Origin of the sequence: Pseudomonas sp. NFR02 (assembly GCF_900119375.1) — a bacterium.
GTDB lineage: Bacteria > Pseudomonadota > Gammaproteobacteria > Pseudomonadales > Pseudomonadaceae > Aquipseudomonas > Aquipseudomonas paracarnis.
On record NZ_FPJJ01000001.1, the window covers coordinates 1,050,145 to 1,071,892 of the forward strand.

The window sequence follows — 21,748 nt, forward strand, 5'->3', positions numbered from 1 at the left end:
AGCGGTGGCTCAGTTGAAGAATCATTGACTGACTGGTCGCCATCGCAGGCAAGCCAGCTCCCACATTTTGATCCTCATTGTTCTTCGAATTGTAGGTGAGCCAAAACAAAAAATGCGCCCCTTTGGGCGCATTTTTTGCTCGGTCAGCTATGGCCTATCAGGCCGTCGCATCCCAGGCCCGATCACCGTTCTCGTCTTTGATCCGAGTCGGCAAGCCCATCACATCCAGCGCCTTGAGGAACGGCTCAGCTGGCAGTTCCTCGACGTTGGCCATGTGCTTCACATCCCACTCGCCACGCGCCACCAGCAGTGCAGCGGCTACCGGTGGTACGCCTGCGGTGTAGGAGATGCCCTGGCTGTCAGTCTCGGCATAGGCCTCTTCATGATCAGCCACGTTGTAGATGAACATCTCACGCGGTTGGCCATCCTTGGTGCCTTTGACCAGGTCGCCGATGCAGGTCTTGCCGGTGTAGCCCGGGGCGAGCGAAGACGGGTCGGGCAGCACGGCCTTGACCACTTTCAACGGCACCACTTCCAGGCCTTCGGCGGTCTTGACCGGCTGTTCGGAGAGCAGGCCGAGGTTTTTCAGCACGGTGAACACGTTGATGTAGTGTTCGCCGAAGCTCATCCAGAAACGCACGTTGGGCACGTCGAGGTTTTTCGACAGCGAGTGCACTTCATCGTGGCCGGTGAGGTAGAGGTTCTGCGAGCCAACTACCGGCAGGTCGTCGGTGCGTTTGACTTCGAACATGGTGTTGCTGGTCCACTGGCTGTTCTGCCAGCTCCACACCTGCCCGGTAAATTCGCGGAAGTTGATTTCCGGATCGAAATTGGTGGCGAAGTATTTGCCATGGGAGCCGGCATTGACGTCGAGAATGTCGATCGAATCAATGCGGTCGAAATGCTGTTGCTGCGCCAGCGCGGCATACGCGTTGACGACACCTGGGTCGAAGCCCACGCCAAGGATGGCGGTGATGTTCTTCTGTTTGCATTCTTCCAGGTGGTTCCACTCGTAGTTGCCGTACCACGGCGGGGTCTCGCAGACCTTGCCCGGCTCTTCGTGGATGGCGGTATCGAGGTAAGCCACGCCCGTGTCGATGCAGGCACGCAGTACCGACATGTTGAGGAAGGCGGAGCCGACGTTGATGACGATCTGCGAATCGGTCTCGCGGATCAGGGCCTTGGTCGCTTCCACGTCCAGGGCGTTCAGCGCGAAGGCCTGGATATCGGCGGGAACCTTGAGGCTACCCTTGGCCTTGACGCTGTCGATGATGGCCTGGCATTTGGAGATGTTGCGCGACGCGATAGCAATACGACCGAGTTCGTCGTTGTGCTGCGCGCACTTGTGGGCCACCACCTTGGCGACACCTCCTGCACCAATGATAAGAACGTTCTTTTTCAATTGCTTTATCTCTCCTTTATCCGCCAGCTCAGGACAGGCTGGACAGGTAGTCGTCGTAACCAAATTCACGAACCACCTCGACTGTACCGTCGAGTTGTTTCACTACGATGGACGGCATTTTCAGGCCGTTGAACCAGTTTTTCTTGACCATGGTGTAGCCTGCGGTGTCGATGAACGACAGCCGATCGCCGATGGCCAGCGGACGATCAAATTGATACTCGCCGAAGATGTCCCCGGCCAGGCAGGATTTGCCGCACACCATGTAGGTGTGTTCACCCTCGCTCGGCGCCAGTTTGGCGTTGAGGCGGTAGATCAGCAGGTCCAGCAGGTGGGCTTCGATGGAGCTATCGACCACGGCGAGATTCTTGCCGTTGTAGAGAGTGTCGAGCACGGTGACTTCCAGGGAGGCGCTGTTGGTGATCGCCGCTTCGCCGGGTTCCAGGTAGACCTGCACGCCGTACTTCTCGGAGAACGCTTTGAGCCGTGCGCAGAATGCATCCAGTGCATAGCCTTCGCCGGTGAAATGGATGCCGCCGCCGAGGCTGACCCACTTGACCTTATGCAGCAGCGCACCGAAGCGTTCCTCGATGGTGCCGAGCATTTTGTCGAACAGGCTGAAGTCACCGTTCTCGCAGTTATTGTGGAACATGAAACCGGAGATCTGATCGATCACGCCATCGATCTTCACCGGGTCCCACTCGCCCAGGCGGCTGAACGGGCGCGCCGGGTCGGCCAGCAGGTAGTCAGAGCTGCTCACCTGCGGGTTCACACGCAGGCCGCGGGTCTTGCCTTCGCTGCGTTCGGCAAAACGCTGCAGCTGGCTGATGGAGTTGAAGATGATCTTGTCGCAGTTCTCCAGCATCTCTTCGATTTCATCGTCGGCCCAGGCCACGCTGTAGGCATGCGCTTCACCTTCGAACTTCTGGCGGCCGAGCTTGAGCTCATACAGCGACGACGAGGTGGTGCCGTCCATGTATTGCTGCATCAAGTCGAATACCGACCAGGTGGCAAAGCACTTGAGCGCCAGCAGAGCCTTGGCGCCGGACTGTTCGCGCACGTAGGCAATCTTCTGCATGTTGACCAGAAGCTTCTGTTTATCGATGAGGTAGTACGGCGTTTTGATCATTTTTGAGAGCCTGCGGCGGTGCCTGCCAAAAAAGGACACGCATTGTGCCCGCACTTGGAACAGATCGAAAGGTTAGCCGGCGGATTTTGCGCGCCACGTTAAGCATAGGGCGTAAGTATGACCGTTCATAAGAATCACCCCGCCCCCCGTGGGAGCGCTCGGGCCTCAGCGAGGCCGCGATGACGCCGGCTCTGGCACTACAAACACCCACAGTAGCGCCGCTAATATCATGCCCACCTAAACATGAGTGAATCTTGTGATGATCTAGAGCAAAATGAGTTTGTCTCAAGACATCCCTCTGCCGACAATGACCGCCATCAATTAGACCATCGGAGTTGTAAGTCATGGCAGTCGCTCATTCCCTCGGGTTTCCACGCATTGGACGCGATCGTGAACTGAAAAAAGCGCAGGAAGCGTTCTGGAAGGGTGAGCTCGACGAAGCCGGCCTGCGCGCCGTTGGCCGTGACTTGCGCAGCACCCACTGGGCGCTGCAACAGCAAGCCGGTATCGAACTGTTGCCGGTCGGTGATTTCGCCTGGTACGACCAGGTGCTGACCCATTCGTTGATGTTCGGTGTGGTCCCTGAGCGGTTCCGCCCGGTCGATGGCCAGGCCACGTTGCATACCTTGTTCGCCATGGCCCGTGGCGTCAGTGACAGCTGCTGCGGCGGTGCCCATGCCCAGGAGATGACTAAGTGGTTCGACACCAACTATCACTACCTGGTGCCGGAGTTCAGCGTCGATCAGCAATTCCACCTGGCGTGGGATCAACTCTTCGAAGAGGTCCAGGAAGCCCTCGACCTGGGGCACAGCGTCAAGCCCGTGGTGATCGGCCCGCTGACCTATTTGTGGCTGGGCAAGGCCAAGGGCGCTGACTTCGACAGGCTCGACCTGCTCGAGCGACTGCTGCCGCTGTATGGCCAGATATTCCAGCGCCTGGCCGAATTGGGCGTGGAATGGGTGCAGATCGATGAGCCAATCCTGGCGCTCGATCTGCCCCAGGACTGGAAGAACGCTTTTGAGCGCGCCTATAACCTGATCCAGCGCGACCCGCTGAAAAAATTGGTGGCCACTTACTTCGGCGGCCTGGAGGAAAACCTTGGCCTGGCTGCCAATCTTCCGGTGGATGGCCTGCATATCGACCTGGTGCGTGCACCGGACCAGTACCCGACCATCCTCGACCGCCTGCCAGCGTACAAGGTGCTGTCCCTGGGCGTGGTCAACGGCCGAAACGTGTGGCGTTGCGACCTGGAAAAAGCCCTGGCCACCTTGCAGCATGCCCATGAGAAGTTGGGCGATCGCCTGTGGGTCGCGCCGTCCTGCTCGCTGCTACACAGCCCGGTGGACCTGGAACGGGAAGACCAGTTGGATGCCGAATTGAAAAGCTGGCTGGCCTTCGCCGTGCAGAAGTGTGCGGAAGTGGCGCTACTGGCCAAGGCCGTTGATCAGCCCGAAGCCCCTGGTGTACTCACCGCCCTGGCTGAGAGCCGCGCGGTGCAGGCAGCTCGCGCCGCATCGTCACGTATTCACAAACCTGCCGTTCAAGCTCGTGTGGCCGCCATCACGGCGCAGGACAGCCAGCGCCAGTCGCCGTTTGCCCAGCGCATCGAAAAGCAACGGGCCGGCCTTAACCTGCCGCTGTTCCCGACCACCACCATCGGCTCGTTCCCACAGACCGCGTCGATCCGCCTGGCGCGCCAATCGTACAAGGCCGGCAAGTTGAACCACGCCGAATACGTCGAAGCCATGCACAGTGAGATCAAGCACGCTGTCGAGGTGCAGGAAAACCTCGGCCTGGACGTGTTGGTGCACGGTGAAGCCGAGCGTAACGACATGGTCGAGTACTTCGCCGAACAACTGGATGGCTACGTGTTTACCCGGTTCGGTTGGGTGCAGAGTTACGGTTCGCGTTGCGTGAAACCCGCAGTGATTGTCGGCGACCTGAGCCGCCCGAACGCCATGACCGTGGAGTGGATTCGCTATGCCCAAGGCCTTACCGACAAGGTGATGAAGGGCATGCTGACGGGCCCGGTGACCATGTTGATGTGGTCGTTCCCACGGGAAGACGTGAGCCGAGAAGTGCAAGCCCGGCAACTGGCCCTGGCGATTCGTGACGAAGTGGTCGATCTGGAAGCCGCCGGCATCAAGATCGTGCAGATCGACGAAGCGGCTTTTCGTGAGGGCTTGCCGTTGCGCCAGGCGCAGTGGCAACCCTACCTCGACTGGGCGACTGAAGTGTTTCGTTTGTGCGCGAGTGGCGTGGGCGATGAAACCCAGATCCACACTCACATGTGCTACAGCGAGTTCAACGATGTGATCGAGTCCATCGCCGCCATGGATGCCGACGTGATCACCATCGAAACCTCCCGCTCGGACATGGAGCTGCTCGACGCGTTCGAAGCCTTCGCCTACCCGAATGAGATCGGCCCGGGGGTCTACGACATCCACTCGCCGCGGGTGCCGGATGCCTCGGAAATGGCCAACTTGCTGCGCAAGGCCGCCAAGCGGATTCCGGCAGAGCGCTTATGGGTGAACCCCGATTGCGGCTTGAAGACGCGGGGCTGGCCGGAGACCGAGGCGGCGCTCATTCATATGGTCACCGCCGCTCGCCAACTGCGTGCTGAACTGGCCTGATTCCTGAGCCCGGGCGCGGTTAAAAACTGTGGGAGCGGGCTTGCTCGCGAATGCGGTCTTCCAGTCACAGCAGCAGTGGCTGACACACCGTATTCGCGAGCAAGCCCGCACAGGGGATCTGTGGCAGGCGCTGATTATGTGGGCGATGCGTAACCAGTGTGGGAGCTGGCTTGCCTGCGAAAGCGGTGGTTCAGTTGAATATTTAGTAGCTGACACACCGCCCCGCACAATTAGCCTGCATCAGGTCAGAGGTATTTGAGCCACGCCAGGTCCCGCCGCCGTGCTTTCAGGCCGGCGAACCAACGTACCGGCAAGTACAGGGCAATCGGCAACAGCAGCGCTGCCAGCCACACCGCACCGATACCGTCGAAGCCAAAGTAATTGCCATGGTTGAGGCCAAACAGCGCATCGCAGGCCACATAGAGGATTTTCAGTACATAAAGGTGCAACAGATAAAAGAACATCGGCGCCGCGCCGAACACCGCCAGCACGCCGATCCAGCGCTTATGCCCCGCGCGTTCAAACGCCAGCAGCAACAGCAAGCCAATCCCCAGGGTCAACGCCAGAAACAACAGCGAAGGCGGATACTTGGTGATGTTGAAAAAGCTCATCAGCGTCAGCACGCTGCTGTCATACACCTGCCAAGGCTGCTCGCCATAGCCGTTGAGCGCGCGCAGCAACCCAAAGCCCACCAACGCGCCCACCCCCGCGACCCGTAAATAACGCTGGCGCACAGCCGGCAGCGTGGCATCGGCAAACCATGGCCCGAGGCCGTAACCCAGGGCAATCACACCGATCCATGGCAGCACCGGGTAGGTGGTGCGCAGGCGCAGGTTTTCAGAGACTTCAATCCAGTTGCGTTCATGCAAGATCGTCCACGGCACATGCAACATCGAGCCCGCTGCAACGTGCAACCCATCGAGCAGGTTGTGCCCGGCGATAATCACCAGCGCCAAGCCGATCAGCCAGGCACGCGGTAGCCAGACCAACGCGGCGAGGGCGATCATGCTGATGCCGATGGCCCAGATCACTTGCATGTAGATCACGCTGGGCGGCAGTTGGAAGGTCCACGCGAAGTTGACCAGGGTGAATTCCAGCACCACCAGGAACAGCCCGCGCTTGAACAAGAATGCCGACACGTCGCGACGACCCTGATATTTCTGGCCGTACAGCCAAGCCGACAATCCGGTGAGCAGCACAAACACCGGCGCGCACAAGTGGGCCAGGGTGCGGCTGAAAAACAACGCAGGCTCGGTGCTGTCTATGCTCATGGGGTCGCTGACCTGGCGGTGCAGCAAGAAGGTTTCACGCACGTGGTCCAGCAACATAAACAGGATCACCAGGCCGCGCAGGGCGTCGATGGACAGCAGGCGTTTGCGTAAAGTCATAGCGTCAGTCATAAGTTAAGGATCACACGCAGGCAAAATATTGACGTTATTCTATAACATTAAGCGAGGCGCTGATGACAAGCATGACCCCACACTCGGCCGAAGCCGTAATCGCGTTCTGGAAACAGGCGGGGCCCAAGCGTTGGTTCGCCAAGGACGACGAGTTCGATGCGACCTTTCGCGACAGCTTCCACGCCACTCATATGCAGGCGGCGCGGCGTGAACTCGAAGACTGGTTGACCACGGCGGATGGCGCGCTGGCGTTACTGATCCTGCTGGACCAGTACCCGCGCAACGCCTTTCGCGGCACGGCGCATATGTTCGCCACCGACCCGCTGGCGCGGTTGTATGCGCGAAAGATGGTGGACGCAGGATTGGATCAACAGGTTGAACCTCTGTTGCGTGCGTTCTGCTATTTGCCTTTTGAACATTCGGAAGACCCCCAGGACCAGCAACGCTCCCTGGCCCTGAACCAGCAGTTGGATGCCAGCACCTACCACTGGGCCAAGGAGCATGCCGACATCATCGAGCGGTTCGGGCGGTTTCCCCATCGTAATGGGGTGTTGGGCAGGACGAGCACCGACGAAGAACGCGCCTTCCTCAAGGCCGGTGGCTTCGCCGGTTAGGCGTGCTCTGGCGCCAGGCTTCGCTGGGCGCCAACACGGCGAAACCGCCGCACACCCTTGAGGTCAATCGCCCATCGCAACGCTTCAGTGGCCGAAGGACGCGGGCCCTGGTTGATCGCCTGTTCATCCTTGCCCAGTGCGCTGAGGTAACCCTGCGTACCGCCGCGTTCGCTCCAATAGTGAGTGTGGCTCAACCAGGATTTGGCCAGCCAGCCTTTGCCATTGCCCACGGTCACCGGCAAGTCCAGCACGCCGCCGCCCATCACGGGCTTGACCGGGCCGCCGACGATATCGCCGAACAGGCCGAAGGGGGCAGGGAAGTACAGGTTGGTCCAGCGCGTGACGGCAAAGGCTGCGGCGTGGTGCAGGTAGTGCGGGGTGAAGGGCTTTTGGCCGAGCATCAGCGGTTGGCGGGCGTTGTAGCCGTAGCCTTGGGTGTCTTCGGTGGGCGGGCAGGCCGGGGCTTCGCGGCGTTCCATACGCTGCTGGAAGTCACTGACGCTGCGGCCCAGCAACAGGCTGGCGTGGGCCATTGGGCTGCCGACCGTGACCAGGTCGGTGATGCGCCAGGGGTTGCCCAGGCCGCGCTGTTCGGCAAAAGCTTCGGTCTGTTGCTGACGAAAATTCAACAGGCTGCTCAGGCTGCCGTCCAGCAAGGCGCCGGCGGCGGGCAGGGCATCCTTGACCACCGGTTGCAGCGGTTCGCGGTTGGCATAACGGGCCGCCAGCTCACGGTTGCTGGGGGTCAGTTGGGTCAGTTGGTCGTGGTATTCATGCCAGAGGTAGCCGACGATGTCATAGGCAATCACGCTGCCCAGGCTGTGACCCACGACGATGATGCGCTCGTAGTCGCCCTGGTTGTGCAGGGCACGCAGCAGGTCTACACCGTCGGCACGGATCTGCTCGCGCACCCTCACGTTCTGCGGGTTGGGGCTGAGGTAGCGTGCGGCGTCTCCCAGGTACGCCAGCGCCGAATAGCGCAGCCCCAGTCCCATGGCCACGAGCAGCAGGGGGATCAGCGCGAAGGGGTTGTCGCTGGGGGGCAATTGGCCCCAGGCCGTGGCCAATGTACCGCTGGCAACCAGCAGCAATAACACCAGCACCGTCCAGCGCGTGCTGCGCCAGATCGGCACGATGGCCTCGGGAATGTCGCGACGCGGGCGCTTGAAGATGTCCCACAGCCAGCCCAGCAGATGGCCGAACTTGGTGCCCTGCATCTTGTGGGCCCAGTAGTACTCATAGAAATCCGTCGAGGTACGGCCCGAGGCCTTCAGTACGCGCAGGTCGAAGTTGCGCGATAGCCGATCCGGCTTGCTCCAGTACAGAGGTTTGCCATCGGGGGTGTCCGTGGGGATCATCGCTTCGACAAAGCCGCGCAAGGTGTCCATTGGGCGCTGCTCGCCGATGCCGTGGATAACCACAACTGCTTGTTTCATGTGCTGTTCCTTCCTTGAAAATCAGCGGTAGCCATAATATTGCCACTAGCCGCGCTATTCCCGCCAGGAATGCCCCCATAAAAACCCTGCATTGTCTTTATCGGCCGGCATCTCGTAGCGTGACGCCTCACCCCAGGAGATTGCCCATGAGCCAAGGCCCGCTGCACCTCTACGTTGATTCGCTGTTTACCAGCCCCTATGCCATGTCGGTGTTTGTCGCCTTGCGCGAAAAAGGCCTGGCGTTCGAGACCCTCACCCTGGACCTCGATGCCGGGCAAACCCAGGCGGCAGATTACGCCCAACGCTCCCTGACCCAGCGAGTGCCGACCTTGGTAGACGGTGATTTTGCATTGTCTGAGTCTTCGGCCATCACCGAGTACCTGGACCAGGCCTACCCCGAAACCCGCGTGTACCCGGCGGATGTGCAACAGCGGGCGAGGGCGCGACAGGTTCAAGCGTGGTTGCGCAGCGACTTGCTGCCGATTCGCCAGGAGCGCTCGACCCTGGTGGTGTTCTGCGGGCAGAAGAGGCCGCCGTTGTCAGCAGAGGCTCAAGCCGCCGCGACCAAGTTGATCAGCGCGGCGCAAGCCTTGCTGGCGGATAACCGCGAGTACCTGTGCGGCCAGTGGTCGATTGCCGATGTGGACCTGGCGGTGATGCTCAATCGCCTGATCCTCAACGGTGACGCCATGCCAGCGCAGCTGGTGGCCTACGCGCAACGCCAGTGGCAGCGGCCGTCAGTGCGCGAGTGGGTCGAGCTGCGACGGCCCGCGCTCTAGTTGTGCCTGCTGGGCAACACGCCGGTCGAGGTCTTCCCAGTCGGCCATGCCCAGCACGCGCATGGTGTTCAAACCGCGCAAATAACCGCGCAATTGCTCGGCGCTGGCGCTGCTTTTCGCGGCGTCGGCGTGTGAGTTCAGCAACACGGTTTCGTACTCAACCAGGTAGTCGGCGACTCGCTCGCGAAACTCTGGCAGTACCGCCTCGCGGATACGATCGAAGATTTTCTGGTAGGGCTTCATGGCGGGGTCCTTATAGATTTTATGGGCGGCCTGACACTATCGGTTCAAATGATAGTCACCATCAAGGATCACAAGTTCTGTTTTTTCGCCAAACGCGCAGAATCTGCACATCGAGACGCAGCCAAGGAAAATGCGCGATGAGGACGATTATCCAGTTGGCTTTGATGGCCCTGATGCTGGGCACCGCGGTCATGACCACCCCGGCGATGGCCGATGAAGTGCGTACAGGCCATTTGCTGCCACTGGTGGGTAGCGTAGACTCCCTGCAGCGTGCCCAGTCGGTGGGGGTATTGTTCAGTGAAAACACCCGCGACAACCTCAGCTACCTTGAACGCTACCACGCCATGGCGCAGAACGGCGCCAAGGATGCCCTGGATGGGCGGATTCGCGAGGCGTTCGTCAACAGCTCCGACCCGGAACTGGCGATCGACTGGTTGATGCACTCGTTGCAGGGCACTTTTCTCTCGGTGACGGTCTATAGCAGCCTGGATGAGTTGGTGCAGGCGCACCCGGATGTGGTGGTGGTGCTCGATACCCATAACCAATTGCTCACCCAGCGTAATGACCGGGTCGAAGCACGCTTTGTCGCACGCTTCTACGACGCGAACCTGCAATTTATCGCCAAGGCCGAAGGCTCGGTGGATAAGCACGTGCCGTCAGTGTGGGTGCACGACAAGGCGGCGCCGGAGATTGCTGCACTGATCGAGCAACAACGCGATGTACAGCAAGATGCCCTGAAGCAGTTCGATGCGTCGCTCAAGGCCCTGATTCGCGCAGGTTGATCCGCGATGGTTGTGAACCCTATTTGGTTATTTTCAGGAATGTTTATGCGCTCTTTCTTCGCCTCGGCCCTGGCTTGTGCTTCGTTGCTGCTGACCGGTTGTATCACGGCGCCCAACGCCCCATCGCTGACCCTGCAAACCAACAAGACCCCCGATGGCTATGTGCAATGCGTATTGCCCAAGCTGGAAAAGCACGGCATCACCTCGACCGTCACCCAGAACTCGCGCCACGCCAAGGTGCTGTTGACCAGCAAGATTGCCGCCGATGATGTGCTGGAGGCCTACAAGTCCCAGGACGGCACCAAAGTGTTCCTGTATGAGCGCAAGCCGTTGGCTTCGGCGATCAAGCCATCTAGGCTCGAGCAGGCCGCCCAGGATTGCAAATAAAGCCGGGTACAACGCAAATCCATCCTGTAGGAGCGAGCAAGCTCGCTCCTACAGGCTATTGGCGCCCATTTGGATCAGGGTTTGGCTTCGTTGCTGAAGCTGTCGACGGTCTTGACCAATCCCTGCGCCGCCAACGCCACCAACTCACCGCCTTTCTCCACAGTAGCCAACGCCGGGTCCGAGCCCATGCGGCCGTCAGGGAAGCGCGCACGGAAGTCCAGGGCTTCACGGATCGGACCAGTGTTGGCGATTTGCGGTGAGTACTCGGCAGACTTGATCGCATCCGGATACGCCCACTGCGTCACGGCAATTTCCGATGGCGTGGCGTGGCTGCCATGCCCCACCGGGAATTGACGCTGGGCCAGGTCAGTGACGCCTTCCAGGTCCCACCAGTTCACCAGTTTCAGCGCAAACCCGGCCGGGCGTCGGGCGAAGCTGGCTTCGGCGTACAGCTCGGAGAACGCCGCTTCAATCGTGGCGATGTTGCCGCCGTGACCGTTCAGGAACAGGATCTTTTCGAAACCATGCCCGGCCAGCGAGCGCACCCAGTCGCCAATCGCGGCGATAAAGGTGGAAGGGCGCAGGGAGATGGTGCCGGGAAAGCCCAGGTGGTGTTGGGCCATGCCGATATTGAAGGTCGGGCCGACCAGGATGTCGGCGTGCTTCTGGGCGTGGTGGGCGATGATCTCCGGGCACATCCAGTCAGTGCCCAGCAGGCCGGTGGGGCCATGTTGCTCGTTGGAACCGATGGGAATCACCACCGTGCGGCTGCGTTCCAGGAACTGCCCGATTTCGATCCAGGTGGAGGTGTGTAGAAGCATGCGACGCTCTCTTTTATCTATGGGGACAGGCTATCCGCCACGGATTGTACGACTACTCGCCACCTGTTGGGGTTTGCAATTGAGGTAGGTCGACGACTTCAGCCAGCGCTGGTCGGGGTACCACGAAAACATGAACTGCCCGTCCTTGAGCTTGTCCACCACTTGACGGGCAACTTGCGGGCGCACGGCCGGGCAACCCTGGCTGCGGCCGATGCGGCCTTCGCGCTTGCTCCACAAGGGGCTGACGTAGTCGGCGGCATGAATCACGATGGCGCGGTCGCGGGCCTGGTCATTGAAGCCGGGTTCCAGACCGTCCATGCGTAGCGAGTAGCCATGGGCGCCCAGGTAGCTTTCCTGGGTGCGGAACAAGCCCAGGCTCGACTGGTGGCTGCCCTCGAGATTGGAGAACTGGGTAGCGAAGTTTTCCCCGGACTTGGCACCGTGAGCCACCAGGTCGCGTAGAACCAAGGTCTTTTTGCGCAGGTCGAAGATCCATAGGCGACGGGCGGTCGAGGGCTGGGAGTAGTCAATAACCGCAAGGCGATCGGAACGCTCCTCGCCGTTATTGACCGCGCACTGCACGGCGCTCAGGGCGCTTTTCAGCACGGTGGGATTGAGTTCTGGAGCCGAGCGCGCCAGGCTGCTATACAGGGAAGGAGAGGTGCCATTGGCGGCGAGCGCAACATTGCTCAATAAAGCCAGGCACCCAGTGATCAAGCCCAGGCTGGTTAGCCTGAGCAGGCGTATAAAAGTCAGCATCTACAGTCGAGTCCCCGCTGTGGAGTGGAGCTAAGTCAATTGTTCAAAAAACACGCATGTTACTTGAGCATTTGCCTGCTCGTTGCACCATTGGTCGCTACAGCCGAAACGCTGCCGGTGGAGCCATTGCCCGTCACCACCCCTGCGCCGGTCGCGCTGGCGCCGTTGCAACAGGCGTTAGCGCAGTTGACCAGTGTCTGCCCGCACCTTGCGCCGCGTATCGATGCCGCCGCGCTGGCGCGCCTACAAGCCTTTTACCAGCAGCAGGGCGATGCCCCGCTATGGTCGGCTGACGAACGCCGGCATGCCTTGCACAGCCAGTTGCTGATGCTTGCCGACGATGGCCTGGACCCCACCCACTATAGCTTGCCCGCGGCGGATGCCACGGCCAACGTGCTGTGCAGCGATATCGCCAACAGCCAGCAGTACCTGCAGGCCCTGCAGGATTTGCATTACGGGCGCCTGCAGCAATCGCGCTTTGAGCCCCTCTGGCACTCCCAGCCACCCAGTGGCGATCCGAATACCCAAGTACTGGCGTTCGCCGCCACCGGCCTGCAAGACATGGCCCAAGCCTTCGATCATGCGCGGCCCAGCGCCGATTTGTACCGCAGCCTGCGCAATGCCTATGCCGGCGTGCGCCAGCAGCCGCTGCCCCATTGGGACCCGGTCGCCGAGGGCGCGTTGCTGCGCCCGGGCATGAACGACGCCCGGGTGCCGGAGTTGGCGCGGCGCCTGCACAGCGGTGGCTACCTGGCCCAGTTGCCCAGCGGCAACGGCAAGCAATACCAGGGCGAATTGGTCAAGGCGGTGAAAGCCTTCCAGCTCAGCCACTCGTTGCAGGCCGACGGCGTGGTCGGCGCCGGCACCGTGGCTGAACTCAATATCAGCCCGGCGATGCGTCGTGAACAACTGCGCATCAACCTGGAGCGCTTCCGCTGGCTGGCCCAGGACCTGGAGCCTGAAGGCGTCGTGGTCAATGTGGCCGCCGCGCAACTGAGCGTGTACCAGAGCGGCATCCCGGTGTGGCAAACCCGCCTTCAAGTGGGCCGGGCCGAACGCCAGACGCCATTGCTCAAGTCGCGCATCACCCGGCTGACCCTCAACCCCACCTGGACCATCCCGCCCACCATCATGCGCGAGGACAAGCTGCCCGCCATCCGCCTCAACCCTGAATACCTGCGTCAGCAAAACCTGCAAGTGCTCGACGCCGAAGGTCACCCCTTGACGCCCGACCAGGTCGACTGGGCACGCCCCGGCAATATCCTGCTGCGCCAGCAGGCCGGCCCGCGTAACCCGCTGGGCAAGATTGTGATGCGCTTTCCCAATCCGTATTCGGTGTACCTGCATGACACCCCCAGCCAGCCCTTGTTCACCAAGGGCCCACGGGCGTTCAGTTCGGGATGCGTGCGGGTCGAGCAACCGTTGTTATTGCGCGACCTGCTGGTAACGCCCGCCGAACGCACCCGCACCGATGAGCTGCTGGCGACCGGCGAAACCCATGAATTCAGGCTGGCCACGCCGGTACCGGTGCTGTTGGGGTATTGGACGGTAGAAGTGGATCGTCAGGGCGAGTTGGTGTACGCGCCGGATATCTATGCGCGTGACCCGGTGTTGATCAAGGCCATGGGCAGCGTGCTCTAGGGCACGCTTATTCCGGCATCAGTTGCTGGCGGCATTCCAGCACCAGGCGGGCGCCGCCCAACTCACTGGTGCCGACCTCCAGCTTGAACCCATGCAAGTTGATGATCGCCGCCACAATCGACAGGCCCAGCCCAAAGCCGCCTTGCTGATCACTCTCATCGACCCGATAGAAACGCTGGAACACCGACGCGCGCTCGGCAGCCGGAATGCCTGGCCCGGAGTCGAGCACTTCGATGCGCGTACTGCCCAGGTCGTTGACTGCTCGCAGGATCACCTTGCCCTTGGGCGGGGTGAACTTGATCGAGTTACTCAGCAGGTTGGCCAGGGCTTCGAATAGCAGCGCACGGTCACCGGTAATCCACGGCAGTGAATCAGGCGCTTGTAACACCAGCTCCAGTTCGCCTTCTTCGGCCAGGGGCAGATAGAAGTCATGCAGCTCGCGCAGCAACGGCAGCGGGTCCAGCACCAGGAAGCCCGAGCGGCGCTGGTGGTCTTCCAGTTCCGAGATGCGCAGCAGCCCGCGAAAACGTGCCATCAGCGTATCGGTCTCGGCGATGGCGTCATCGAGCTTTACCGCGTGGGCCGAGTCTTCCTCGGCTTGTTGCTTGATGCGGTAAAGCTGGGCGCGCAAGCGGGTGAGCGGGGTGCGCAGGTCGTGGGCGATGTTGTCGCACACGCCCTTGACCTCGTTCATCAGTTTTTCGATGCGGTCGAGCATGGCATTGACGATGGCGGCAAGCATGTCCAGCTCGTCGCGCCGGTTGGACAGCGGCAACCGGTGCGTGAGGTCGCCGGCGACAATGGCCTCGGCGCTGGCCTGGATCCCGCGAATACGCCGCAGCGGGCGACGGCGCAGCAGGTGCCAGCCGGCAGCGCCGGGGATGATGGTCAAGGACAGCGCCCACAGTAGGGCGTGCCAGATAATCCGCGTTACCCCGAACAACGAGCCGTTGGCGCGCACCAACACCAGCCAGCGGCCGTCTTCGGTGTGGGTGGCCACGGCGTCGCAGCTGTCCTTGGGCAGCTTGGGATCATCGGATTGCACGCAATTGGTCAGGGCGTAGATCTTGCCATCCAGCGGCAAGTCGGGTGGCACGGCGCGGATCGGCCCGCTCAAGGGGCGAAATTGCTCATCGAACAGGCCATAGGCGTCCACGCCCTTCATGTCGAAGGTCATGCTGGTGGTCAGCGCTTCCACCAGCTCTTCGCCGTCGAAACGCTGGAAAAGATGCTGGCGCTGCAACAGGGAATGGCGCGACAAGTCGCTGAGGTAGCCTGAGACCTCGTAGTACAGCACCCCCATGAGGATGCAACTCCACGCCACGAACAACGAACTGTACAGCGCCAGCAAGCGGCTGCTGGAAGAGCGCCAGCCTTTAGAGGGGTTCAGCAATGACATAACCCGAGCCTCGTACCGTGCGGATCAGCGGCGTGAGGCCCGGTGGGTCGATTTTCTTGCGCAGACGGCCGATGTGCACGTCGATCAGGTTGGTGCCGGGGTCGAAGTGATAGCCCCAGACTTCCTCGAAAATCATCATCCGCGACAGGATCTGCCCGGTGTTGCGCATCAGGAATTCAAGCAGTTTGTATTCAGTGGGCAGCAGCGTCAGCGGTTGATCGGCGCGGCTGGCTTCGCGGCTGATCAGGTTCAGTTCCAGGTCGGCCACGCGCAGGGCGGTTTCGAATTCCTGGACCGTACTTTTACGCCGCAGCAGCACTTCGACACGGGCGGCCATTTCATCCGAGGCGAACGGCTTGGTCAGGTAATCGTCGCCGCCGGCACGCAGGCCGCGCACGCGCTCGTCGACATCGGAGAGGGCGCTGATCATCAGGATCGGCGTAGACACTCCAATAGTGCGTAACGTGGTGACGATGGCCAGGCCATCCAGTTCGGGCAGCATGCGGTCAAGGGTGATCAGGTCGTAATCACCACTCACGGCACGGACCAGGCCCTCGCGGCCGTTGTCCACCCAATCTACGTCCAGTCCATGGCTACTCAGCTCGGCGACAATCTCGCGGGCCGTTACGGCGTCATCCTCGATGGTCAAAATGCGGGTCATAGGATTACCTGGTGAGCGTTCACACTAGAAGTGGCGACATTTTGCCAAGAAGTTGCTGAATGTTTCCTAAATAAAACTTCATCTTCTTAAAGCCGACATCGCACTGTGGGAGCTGGCTTGCCTGCGATGGCGGCTTACCTGCTGGCATATTCGTTGGCTGCCATGCCGCTATTGCAGGCAAGCCAGCTCCCACAGGGGAGTGCATTACGCCCGCCTAATATCGCCGTTTATTGCAACCTGCATGATCTGGCTAAGTTCAATTTAAATAAATCATTGAAATTAAAGGAATTTAATTTTAATCGCAGCTGGCACGCTGCCTGCACTGTCCGTTTTGAGACTTGTAACATCATTTTTCGTGCCTGGAGCAAAACAACAATGATCACATCCTCATCCACGCTGCAAGAGTCAAGCACGCTCTCCGGGGTTTCCTGGGGGGCGATTTTCGCCGGTGCTGCTGCGGCGGCCGCCTTGTCATTGATCCTGGTGTTGCTGGGCTTCGGCCTGGGCTTTTCGGCGGTGTCGCCTTGGGCTGACAGCGGTATCAGCGCCAAGGGCCTTGGCATTTCCACGATTGTCTGGCTGGCGTTCACCCAGATTGTCGCTTCTGGCCTGGGCGGCTATATCGCCGGTCGTTTGCGGGTGAAGTGGGCCAATATGCACGGCGACGAGGTGTACTTTCGCGACACCGCCCATGGCTTCCTGGCGTGGGCAGTGGCCACATTGATCACGGCGATGTTGGTGGTCGGTTCGGTCAGCAGTGTGGTCAGCGGCGGCGTGAAAGCTGGCGCCAGCGTGGCATCGGGTGCCGCCAGCGGCCTCACCCAAGCTGCGGGCAGCGCGGCAAAGGGTGCCGACAGTGGTGACTTCGGTTACTACGTCGACAGCCTGTTTCGCGATGATCGCCCAGCGGCGGTCAGCGATGATGCAGCCCACGCCGTGGTCGGTCGTATCCTGACGCGTACGTTGAGCAACGACGGCCAACTGGCAGCGGAAGATCGCGCCTACCTGGCCCAACTGATCAGCCAGCGCACCAACCTGAGCCAGGCCGATGCCGAAGCCCGTATCGACAAGGTGTATGGCGATGCGCGCAAAGCCGTCGAAGACGCCAAGCTCAAAGCCAAGCAAGCTGCTGAAACCGCAGCGAAAGTAGCGGCCTACACATCCCTGTGGACCTTCGTGGCCTTGCTCATCGGTGCGTTCTTCGCCAGCTTCGCCGCTACCTTTGGCGGTCGCCGCCGGGATGCCGTGGTGTATGTCGAAACCGAAAACTACGTTCGTTAATTCAAGGAGAACATGATGCGCTCATTACTGCTGTGGTTCCTCGGCGTGCCGATTCCGGTGATCATCCTGATCGCGATTTTCATGCACTAATTGTAGGAGCGAGCTTGCTCGCGAAGAACTGCTAGGCGCCGCGCTCATTCAAAATGGCCGCGGCGTTCTTGCGTTTTTCGCGAGCAAGCTCGCTCCTACAGGGGCAGGGGTAGGGCAAGCCCCGTCAGTCGTCGAACCCGACCTGCTCATGAATTTCATCCACCTTCAATTCCAACCGATACGCCACCGCAATGAACAACGCCTGGCACAGGCACAGCGTGGCGCTCAGCGAGCGGAAAGCAAACGAGGAGCCTTCATTGACCAACAGCACCGCATTCGCGCGCTTGGCCAGGGGCGACAGGTTGCTGTCGGTGATGATCAGGGTCTTGGCCTGGTGATGCTGTGCGATGCGCAGGCAGTGCTGGGTCTCTTTGCCGTAGGGCGTGAAGCTGATGGCTATCACCAGGTCATTGGCGCGCACGCTGCGCATCTGCTCGCGATAACTGCCGCCTAGCCCCGAGATCAGGTGGATGCGCTTGTTTGTGTGCTGCAGGTTGTAGACCAGGTAGTCGGCCACCGCAAAGGAGCGGCGCACGCCGACCACGTAGATGTTGTCGGCATTGACCACCAGGTCCACGGCTTTCTCGAAGACCGCATCGTCCAACTCCAGCCCCAAGCGTTCGATGCCCGAGAGGGTGGCGTTGACGCACTCGCGCGCCAGGTCGCCGCCACTGGCCTTCTGGGACTTGTTGGCGATCATGCTGCGGATGCGCTGCTGGTAGTTCTGTACCGGCGTGGTCTTGTGGGTATACGCCTCGCGAAACAGCGCCTGCATCTCACTGAACCCGCTGAAGCCGAAGCGCTGGGAAAACCGCACAATGGCCGAGGGGTGCACTTCGCATTCCCGGGCGATGTCGCTGATGCGGTCGACCATGATCCGGTCGCTCTGCTGGCTCATGTAGCTGGCGATACGCTTGAGCTGGCGCGGCAGGCTCTCGTATTCGTCGGTGATCAGCTGCAACAGGCGTTCGGCATTGATCGGAGGGCTGGCGACAGTTTCTTCCAGGGTGGTCTCGGGATCGGTGCGGGACATGGGCAATCCTTCTGGCGTGTTCGTCTGATGCGCTGATAGGTGGCGCAAGTCTACAGGGTAGGCGCAAAAAAATACCCCGGCATCACGGCCCGCGTGGCCTGCTGAAACGATGCATGGGCGCTGGCGTGCCGCTAGCCTGAGGTATTGGAAAAAATATTCCACTAAAAATAATTATGGAATAAATATTGATTGCTGCCACCGGACGTTCTAGTCTGCTCCCACAAAGAGCGTTTGCCGTCGCCACGGCGGCACAGCGCAGGCTGATAAAAATAACAGGAGCCAGCATGGGCCAGACTCGTTTTGCCAGTGGGCGTCAATTGGATCTGATTTGCCTCGGGCGCCTGGGCGTCGATCTCTATGCGCAGCAAGTCGGTGCGCGGCTTGAGGATGTGTCCAGCTTCGCCAAGTATCTGGGCGGATCTTCCGCCAACATTGCTTTCGGCACGGCCAGGCTGGGGCTGAAGTCGGCGATGCTGAGCCGGGTCGGCGATGACCACATGGGCCGTTTCCTGGTGGAATCCCTGGCCCGCGAAGGCTGTGATGTCAGTGGCATCAAGGTCGACCCTGAGCGCCTCACCGCCCTGGTCCTGCTGGGCCTCAAGGACCGCGAAACCTTCCCCCTGGTGTTCTACCGCGAAAACTGCGCCGACATGGCCCTGCGCGCCGAAGACATCAGCGAAGCCTTTATCGCCTCCAGCAAAGCGTTGTTGATCACCGGTACGCATTTCTCCACCGACGGCGTGTACAAGGCCAGCCTCCAGGCCCTGGATTACGCGGCCAGGCACAACGTCAAGCGCGTGCTGGACATCGACTACCGCCCCGTGTTGTGGGGCCTGGCCGGCAAGGCCGATGGCGAAACCCGTTTCGTCGCCGACCAGAATGTCAGCCTGCATGTGCAGAAGATCCTGCCGCGTTTCGACCTGATCGTCGGCACCGAAGAGGAATTCCTGATTGCCGGCGGCGGTGAAGACCTGCTCACCGCCCTGCGCACCGTGCGTGAACTGACCCCGGCCACCCTGGTGGTCAAGCTCGGCCCCCAGGGCTGCACGGTGATCCACGGCGCAATCCCGGCGCGCCTGGAAGACGGGGCCATCTATCCTGGCGTGCGGGTTGAAGTGCTCAACGTGCTGGGCGCAGGCGATGCTTTTATGTCGGGCTTTCTCAGCGGCTGGATCAATGACGCCAGCGATGAGCGTTGCAGCCAGTTGGCCAATGCCTGTGGCGGCCTGGTGGTATCGCGCCACGCCTGTGCGCCAGCGATGCCGACCCCCGCCGAACTCGATTACCTGTTCAACAGCCCCGTGCCCATCACCCGGCCGGACCAGGACGTGACCCTGCAACGCCTGCACCGTGTCACGGTGCCGCGCAAGGCCTGGAAGCAACTGTTCGTCTTTGCCTTCGACCACCGCTGGCAATTGGTGGAGTTGGCGCAAAAAGGCGGCCAGGCCCCTGAGCGTATCAGCGACATCAAGCAGTTGTTTATCCAGGCCATCGAACGCGTGGAGCGCAAACTCAGCGAGCAGGGCGTCGAGGCGGATGTGGGCCTGCTAGCCGACCAACGCTTTGGCCAGGATGCACTCAACGCCGCCAGCGGTCGCGGCTGGTGGATCGCTCGCCCGGTGGAAGTGCAGAACTCGCGGCCCCTGGCGTTCGAGCACGGGCGTTCGATCGGCAGCAACCTGATTGCCTGGCCCCAGGAACACATCATCAAGTGCCTGGTGCAGTTTCACCCCGATGACGAGCCGATGCTGCGCCTGGAACAGGAAGCGCAACTCAAGGCGGTGTACGAGGCGTCGCTGGTCAGTGGCCACGAACTGCTGCTGGAAGTCATCCCACCCAAGGATCACCCGTCCACCTACCCGGACGTGCTCTACCGCAGCCTTAAACGCCTGTACAACCTTGGCATTTACCCGGCCTGGTGGAAGATCGAAACCCAATCGGCCGAAGACTGGAAAAAGCTCGACGAACTGATCCAGGAACGCGACCCCTACTGCCGTGGCGTGGTGTTGCTGGGCCTGAATGCTTCCCCCGAGTTTCTCGCCGATGGCTTCAAGCAAGCCAGCCAGAGCAGCACCTGCCGTGGGTTTGCCGTGGGCCGCACGATCTTCCACGAGCCGAGCCGGGCGTGGATGGCGGGGGAGATTGATGATGAAACGCTGATCCAGCAGGTGCAGGCGACCTTCGAACAGCTCATCAATGCCTGGCTCAGCGCCCGACAGTAAATACGATCAAATGTGGGAGCTGGCTTGCCTGCGATAGCAATCTATCCGTTGCAAATGTACTGCCTGACACACTGCTATCGCAGGCAAGCCAGCTCCCACACAAAGCAGATCCCAGTGAATTCTGAAGATAAAAACAAAAGGTGCAGCCATGCCCGCAATCCGAATTGGCATCAACCCGATCTCCTGGAGCAACGACGACCTCCCGGCCCTCGGCGGTGAGACCCCGCTGAGCACGGCCCTGAGCGAAGGCAAGGACATCGGCTACGAAGGTTTTGAACTCAACGGCAAATTCCCCAAGGATGCCAAGGGCGTCGCTGACGTGCTGCGTCCTTATGACCTGGCGCTGGTGTCCGGTTGGTACTCCAGCCGTCTGGCCCACCGTTCGGTGGCTGAAGAAATCGAGGCGATTGCCGCCCATGTCGAACTACTCAAACACAACGGCGCCTCGGTACTGGTATACGGCGAAGTGGCTGACTCGATCCAGGGCTCGCGCATCCGCCTGATCGAGCGCCCGCGTTTTCACAGTGAACAGGCCTGGCAGGCTTACGCCGACAAGCTTACCGAGCTGGCGCGTTTCACCCTGTCCCAGGGCGTGCGCCTGGCCTATCACCACCATATGGGCGCGTACGTCGAATCCCCCGAGGACATCGACCAGTTGATGAAACGCACGGGCCCGGAAGTCGGCTTGCTGTTCGATTCGGGCCACTGCTACATGGGCGGCGGCGAACCCATCGAGGTGCTGCGCAAGCATATCGACCGCGTATGCCATGTGCATTTCAAGGATGTACGCAAACCCGTGGTGCAACTGGCGCGTAACCAGATGTGGAGCTTCCCGGACTGCATCGTCAACGGCACTTTTACCGTGCCCGGCGATGGTGATATCGACTTCGCACCGTTGCTGGATGTGTTGCTCGCGGCGAACTACAAGGGCTGGCTGGTGGTGGAAGCCGAGCAGGACCCGGCCGTGGCGCCCAGCTATATCTACGCCAAGAAGGGTTACGACACCCTGCGTGCGCTTCTCAACCAGAGGACTTGAGTG

General features: G+C 60.9%; 19 protein-coding genes. 9 read left to right on the plus strand and 10 right to left on the minus strand.

What is annotated here, in order from left to right:
* Positions 1-157 precede the first annotated feature (157 nt).
* Together BT199_RS04970 and BT199_RS04975 are read right to left on the minus strand one after the other, a co-directional pair.
* Positions 158-1,402, minus strand: a complete 1,245-nt coding sequence (locus BT199_RS04970; protein WP_019817179.1) for a saccharopine dehydrogenase family protein — start codon at positions 1,400-1,402, stop codon at positions 158-160.
* 28 nt (positions 1,403-1,430) lie between these two features.
* Positions 1,431-2,528: a carboxynorspermidine decarboxylase gene (locus tag BT199_RS04975; RefSeq protein ID WP_032896982.1), complete on the minus strand. Its 1,098-nt coding sequence runs from the start codon at positions 2,526-2,528 to the stop codon at positions 1,431-1,433.
* Between the two features lie 344 nt (positions 2,529-2,872).
* Between BT199_RS04975 and metE the strand changes: the two genes are divergently transcribed.
* On the plus strand, positions 2,873-5,161 hold the full coding sequence (metE, locus tag BT199_RS04980) for a 5-methyltetrahydropteroyltriglutamate--homocysteine S-methyltransferase (RefSeq protein ID WP_072434045.1): 2,289 nt from the start codon (positions 2,873-2,875) through the stop codon (positions 5,159-5,161).
* Positions 5,162-5,406: 245 nt separating this feature from the next.
* On the opposite strand, the gene BT199_RS04985 is transcribed toward metE, so the two are convergent.
* Positions 5,407-6,561, minus strand: coding sequence for an acetyltransferase domain-containing protein (locus BT199_RS04985; protein ID WP_072434046.1), 1,155 nt, complete (start codon positions 6,559-6,561; stop codon positions 5,407-5,409).
* 71 nt (positions 6,562-6,632) lie between these two features.
* On the opposite strand from BT199_RS04985, the gene BT199_RS04990 reads away from it, so the two are divergent.
* Positions 6,633-7,175: a DUF924 family protein gene (locus BT199_RS04990; RefSeq protein WP_072434047.1), complete on the plus strand. Its 543-nt coding sequence runs from the start codon at positions 6,633-6,635 to the stop codon at positions 7,173-7,175.
* On the opposite strand, the gene BT199_RS04995 is transcribed toward BT199_RS04990, so the two are convergent.
* A complete protein-coding gene (locus BT199_RS04995) occupies positions 7,172-8,611 on the minus strand; it encodes an alpha/beta hydrolase family protein (RefSeq protein WP_014718783.1) in 1,440 nt (479 codons plus the stop codon). The two genes, BT199_RS04990 and BT199_RS04995, sit on opposite strands and share 4 nt — an antisense overlap.
* Before the next feature lie 146 nt (positions 8,612-8,757).
* On the opposite strand from BT199_RS04995, the gene yfcF reads away from it, so the two are divergent.
* Positions 8,758-9,390: a glutathione transferase gene (gene yfcF, locus BT199_RS05000; protein WP_058410523.1), complete on the plus strand. Its 633-nt coding sequence runs from the start codon at positions 8,758-8,760 to the stop codon at positions 9,388-9,390.
* Here yfcF and BT199_RS05005 read toward each other — a convergent pair.
* Entirely contained in the window at positions 9,349-9,633 is a 285-nt protein-coding gene (locus BT199_RS05005; protein WP_014718781.1) for a hypothetical protein, read from the minus strand. The two genes, yfcF and BT199_RS05005, sit on opposite strands and share 42 nt — an antisense overlap.
* 137 nt (positions 9,634-9,770) lie before the next feature.
* Between BT199_RS05005 and BT199_RS05010 the strand changes: the two genes are divergently transcribed.
* Together BT199_RS05010 and BT199_RS05015 are read left to right on the plus strand one after the other, a co-directional pair.
* Positions 9,771-10,415, plus strand: a complete 645-nt coding sequence (locus tag BT199_RS05010) for an ATPase (RefSeq protein ID WP_072434048.1) — start codon at positions 9,771-9,773, stop codon at positions 10,413-10,415.
* A 45-nt stretch (positions 10,416-10,460) separates the two neighbouring features.
* Entirely contained in the window at positions 10,461-10,802 is a 342-nt protein-coding gene (locus tag BT199_RS05015; protein WP_014718779.1) for a hypothetical protein, read from the plus strand.
* A gap of 74 nt (positions 10,803-10,876) precedes the next feature.
* Here BT199_RS05015 and BT199_RS05020 read toward each other — a convergent pair whose 3' ends face one another.
* Both BT199_RS05020 and BT199_RS05025 read right to left on the minus strand, forming a co-directional pair.
* Positions 10,877-11,623, minus strand: a complete 747-nt coding sequence (locus tag BT199_RS05020) for a creatininase family protein (protein ID WP_014718778.1) — start codon at positions 11,621-11,623, stop codon at positions 10,877-10,879.
* 30 nt (positions 11,624-11,653) lie between these two features.
* Positions 11,654-12,382: a murein L,D-transpeptidase catalytic domain family protein gene (locus BT199_RS05025; protein WP_019817186.1), complete on the minus strand. Its 729-nt coding sequence runs from the start codon at positions 12,380-12,382 to the stop codon at positions 11,654-11,656.
* Positions 12,383-12,421: 39 nt separating this feature from the next.
* On the opposite strand from BT199_RS05025, the gene BT199_RS05030 reads away from it, so the two are divergent.
* Positions 12,422-14,023 (plus strand): L,D-transpeptidase family protein, encoded by a 1,602-nt coding sequence (locus tag BT199_RS05030; RefSeq protein WP_020301790.1) that lies wholly within the window; start codon positions 12,422-12,424, stop codon positions 14,021-14,023.
* A 7-nt stretch (positions 14,024-14,030) separates the two neighbouring features.
* On the opposite strand, the gene BT199_RS05035 is transcribed toward BT199_RS05030, so the two are convergent.
* Entirely contained in the window at positions 14,031-15,422 is a 1,392-nt protein-coding gene (locus BT199_RS05035) for a sensor histidine kinase (protein WP_014718775.1), read from the minus strand.
* Positions 15,400-16,083, minus strand: a complete 684-nt coding sequence (locus tag BT199_RS05040) for a response regulator transcription factor (protein ID WP_003191687.1) — start codon at positions 16,081-16,083, stop codon at positions 15,400-15,402. The genes BT199_RS05035 and BT199_RS05040 overlap by 23 nt, the downstream gene beginning before the upstream one ends.
* A 375-nt stretch (positions 16,084-16,458) precedes the next feature.
* Between BT199_RS05040 and BT199_RS05045 the strand changes: the two genes are divergently transcribed.
* Complete coding sequence (locus BT199_RS05045; RefSeq protein ID WP_014718774.1) at positions 16,459-17,364, plus strand: hypothetical protein; 906 nt, start codon at positions 16,459-16,461, stop codon at positions 17,362-17,364.
* Positions 17,365-17,578: 214 nt separating this feature from the next.
* Here BT199_RS05045 and BT199_RS05050 read toward each other — a convergent pair whose 3' ends face one another.
* Positions 17,579-18,487 (minus strand): MurR/RpiR family transcriptional regulator, encoded by a 909-nt coding sequence (locus BT199_RS05050; protein ID WP_072434049.1) that lies wholly within the window; start codon positions 18,485-18,487, stop codon positions 17,579-17,581.
* A 284-nt stretch (positions 18,488-18,771) separates the two neighbouring features.
* Here BT199_RS05050 and iolC point away from each other — a divergent pair, with 284 nt between their 5' ends.
* A complete protein-coding gene (gene iolC, locus BT199_RS05055; protein ID WP_072434050.1) occupies positions 18,772-20,709 on the plus strand; it encodes a bifunctional 5-dehydro-2-deoxygluconokinase/5-dehydro-2-deoxyphosphogluconate aldolase in 1,938 nt (645 codons plus the stop codon).
* Positions 20,710-20,857: 148 nt separating this feature from the next.
* Complete coding sequence (iolE, locus tag BT199_RS05060; RefSeq protein ID WP_019817189.1) at positions 20,858-21,745, plus strand: myo-inosose-2 dehydratase; 888 nt, start codon at positions 20,858-20,860, stop codon at positions 21,743-21,745.
* Positions 21,746-21,748 lie beyond the last annotated feature (3 nt).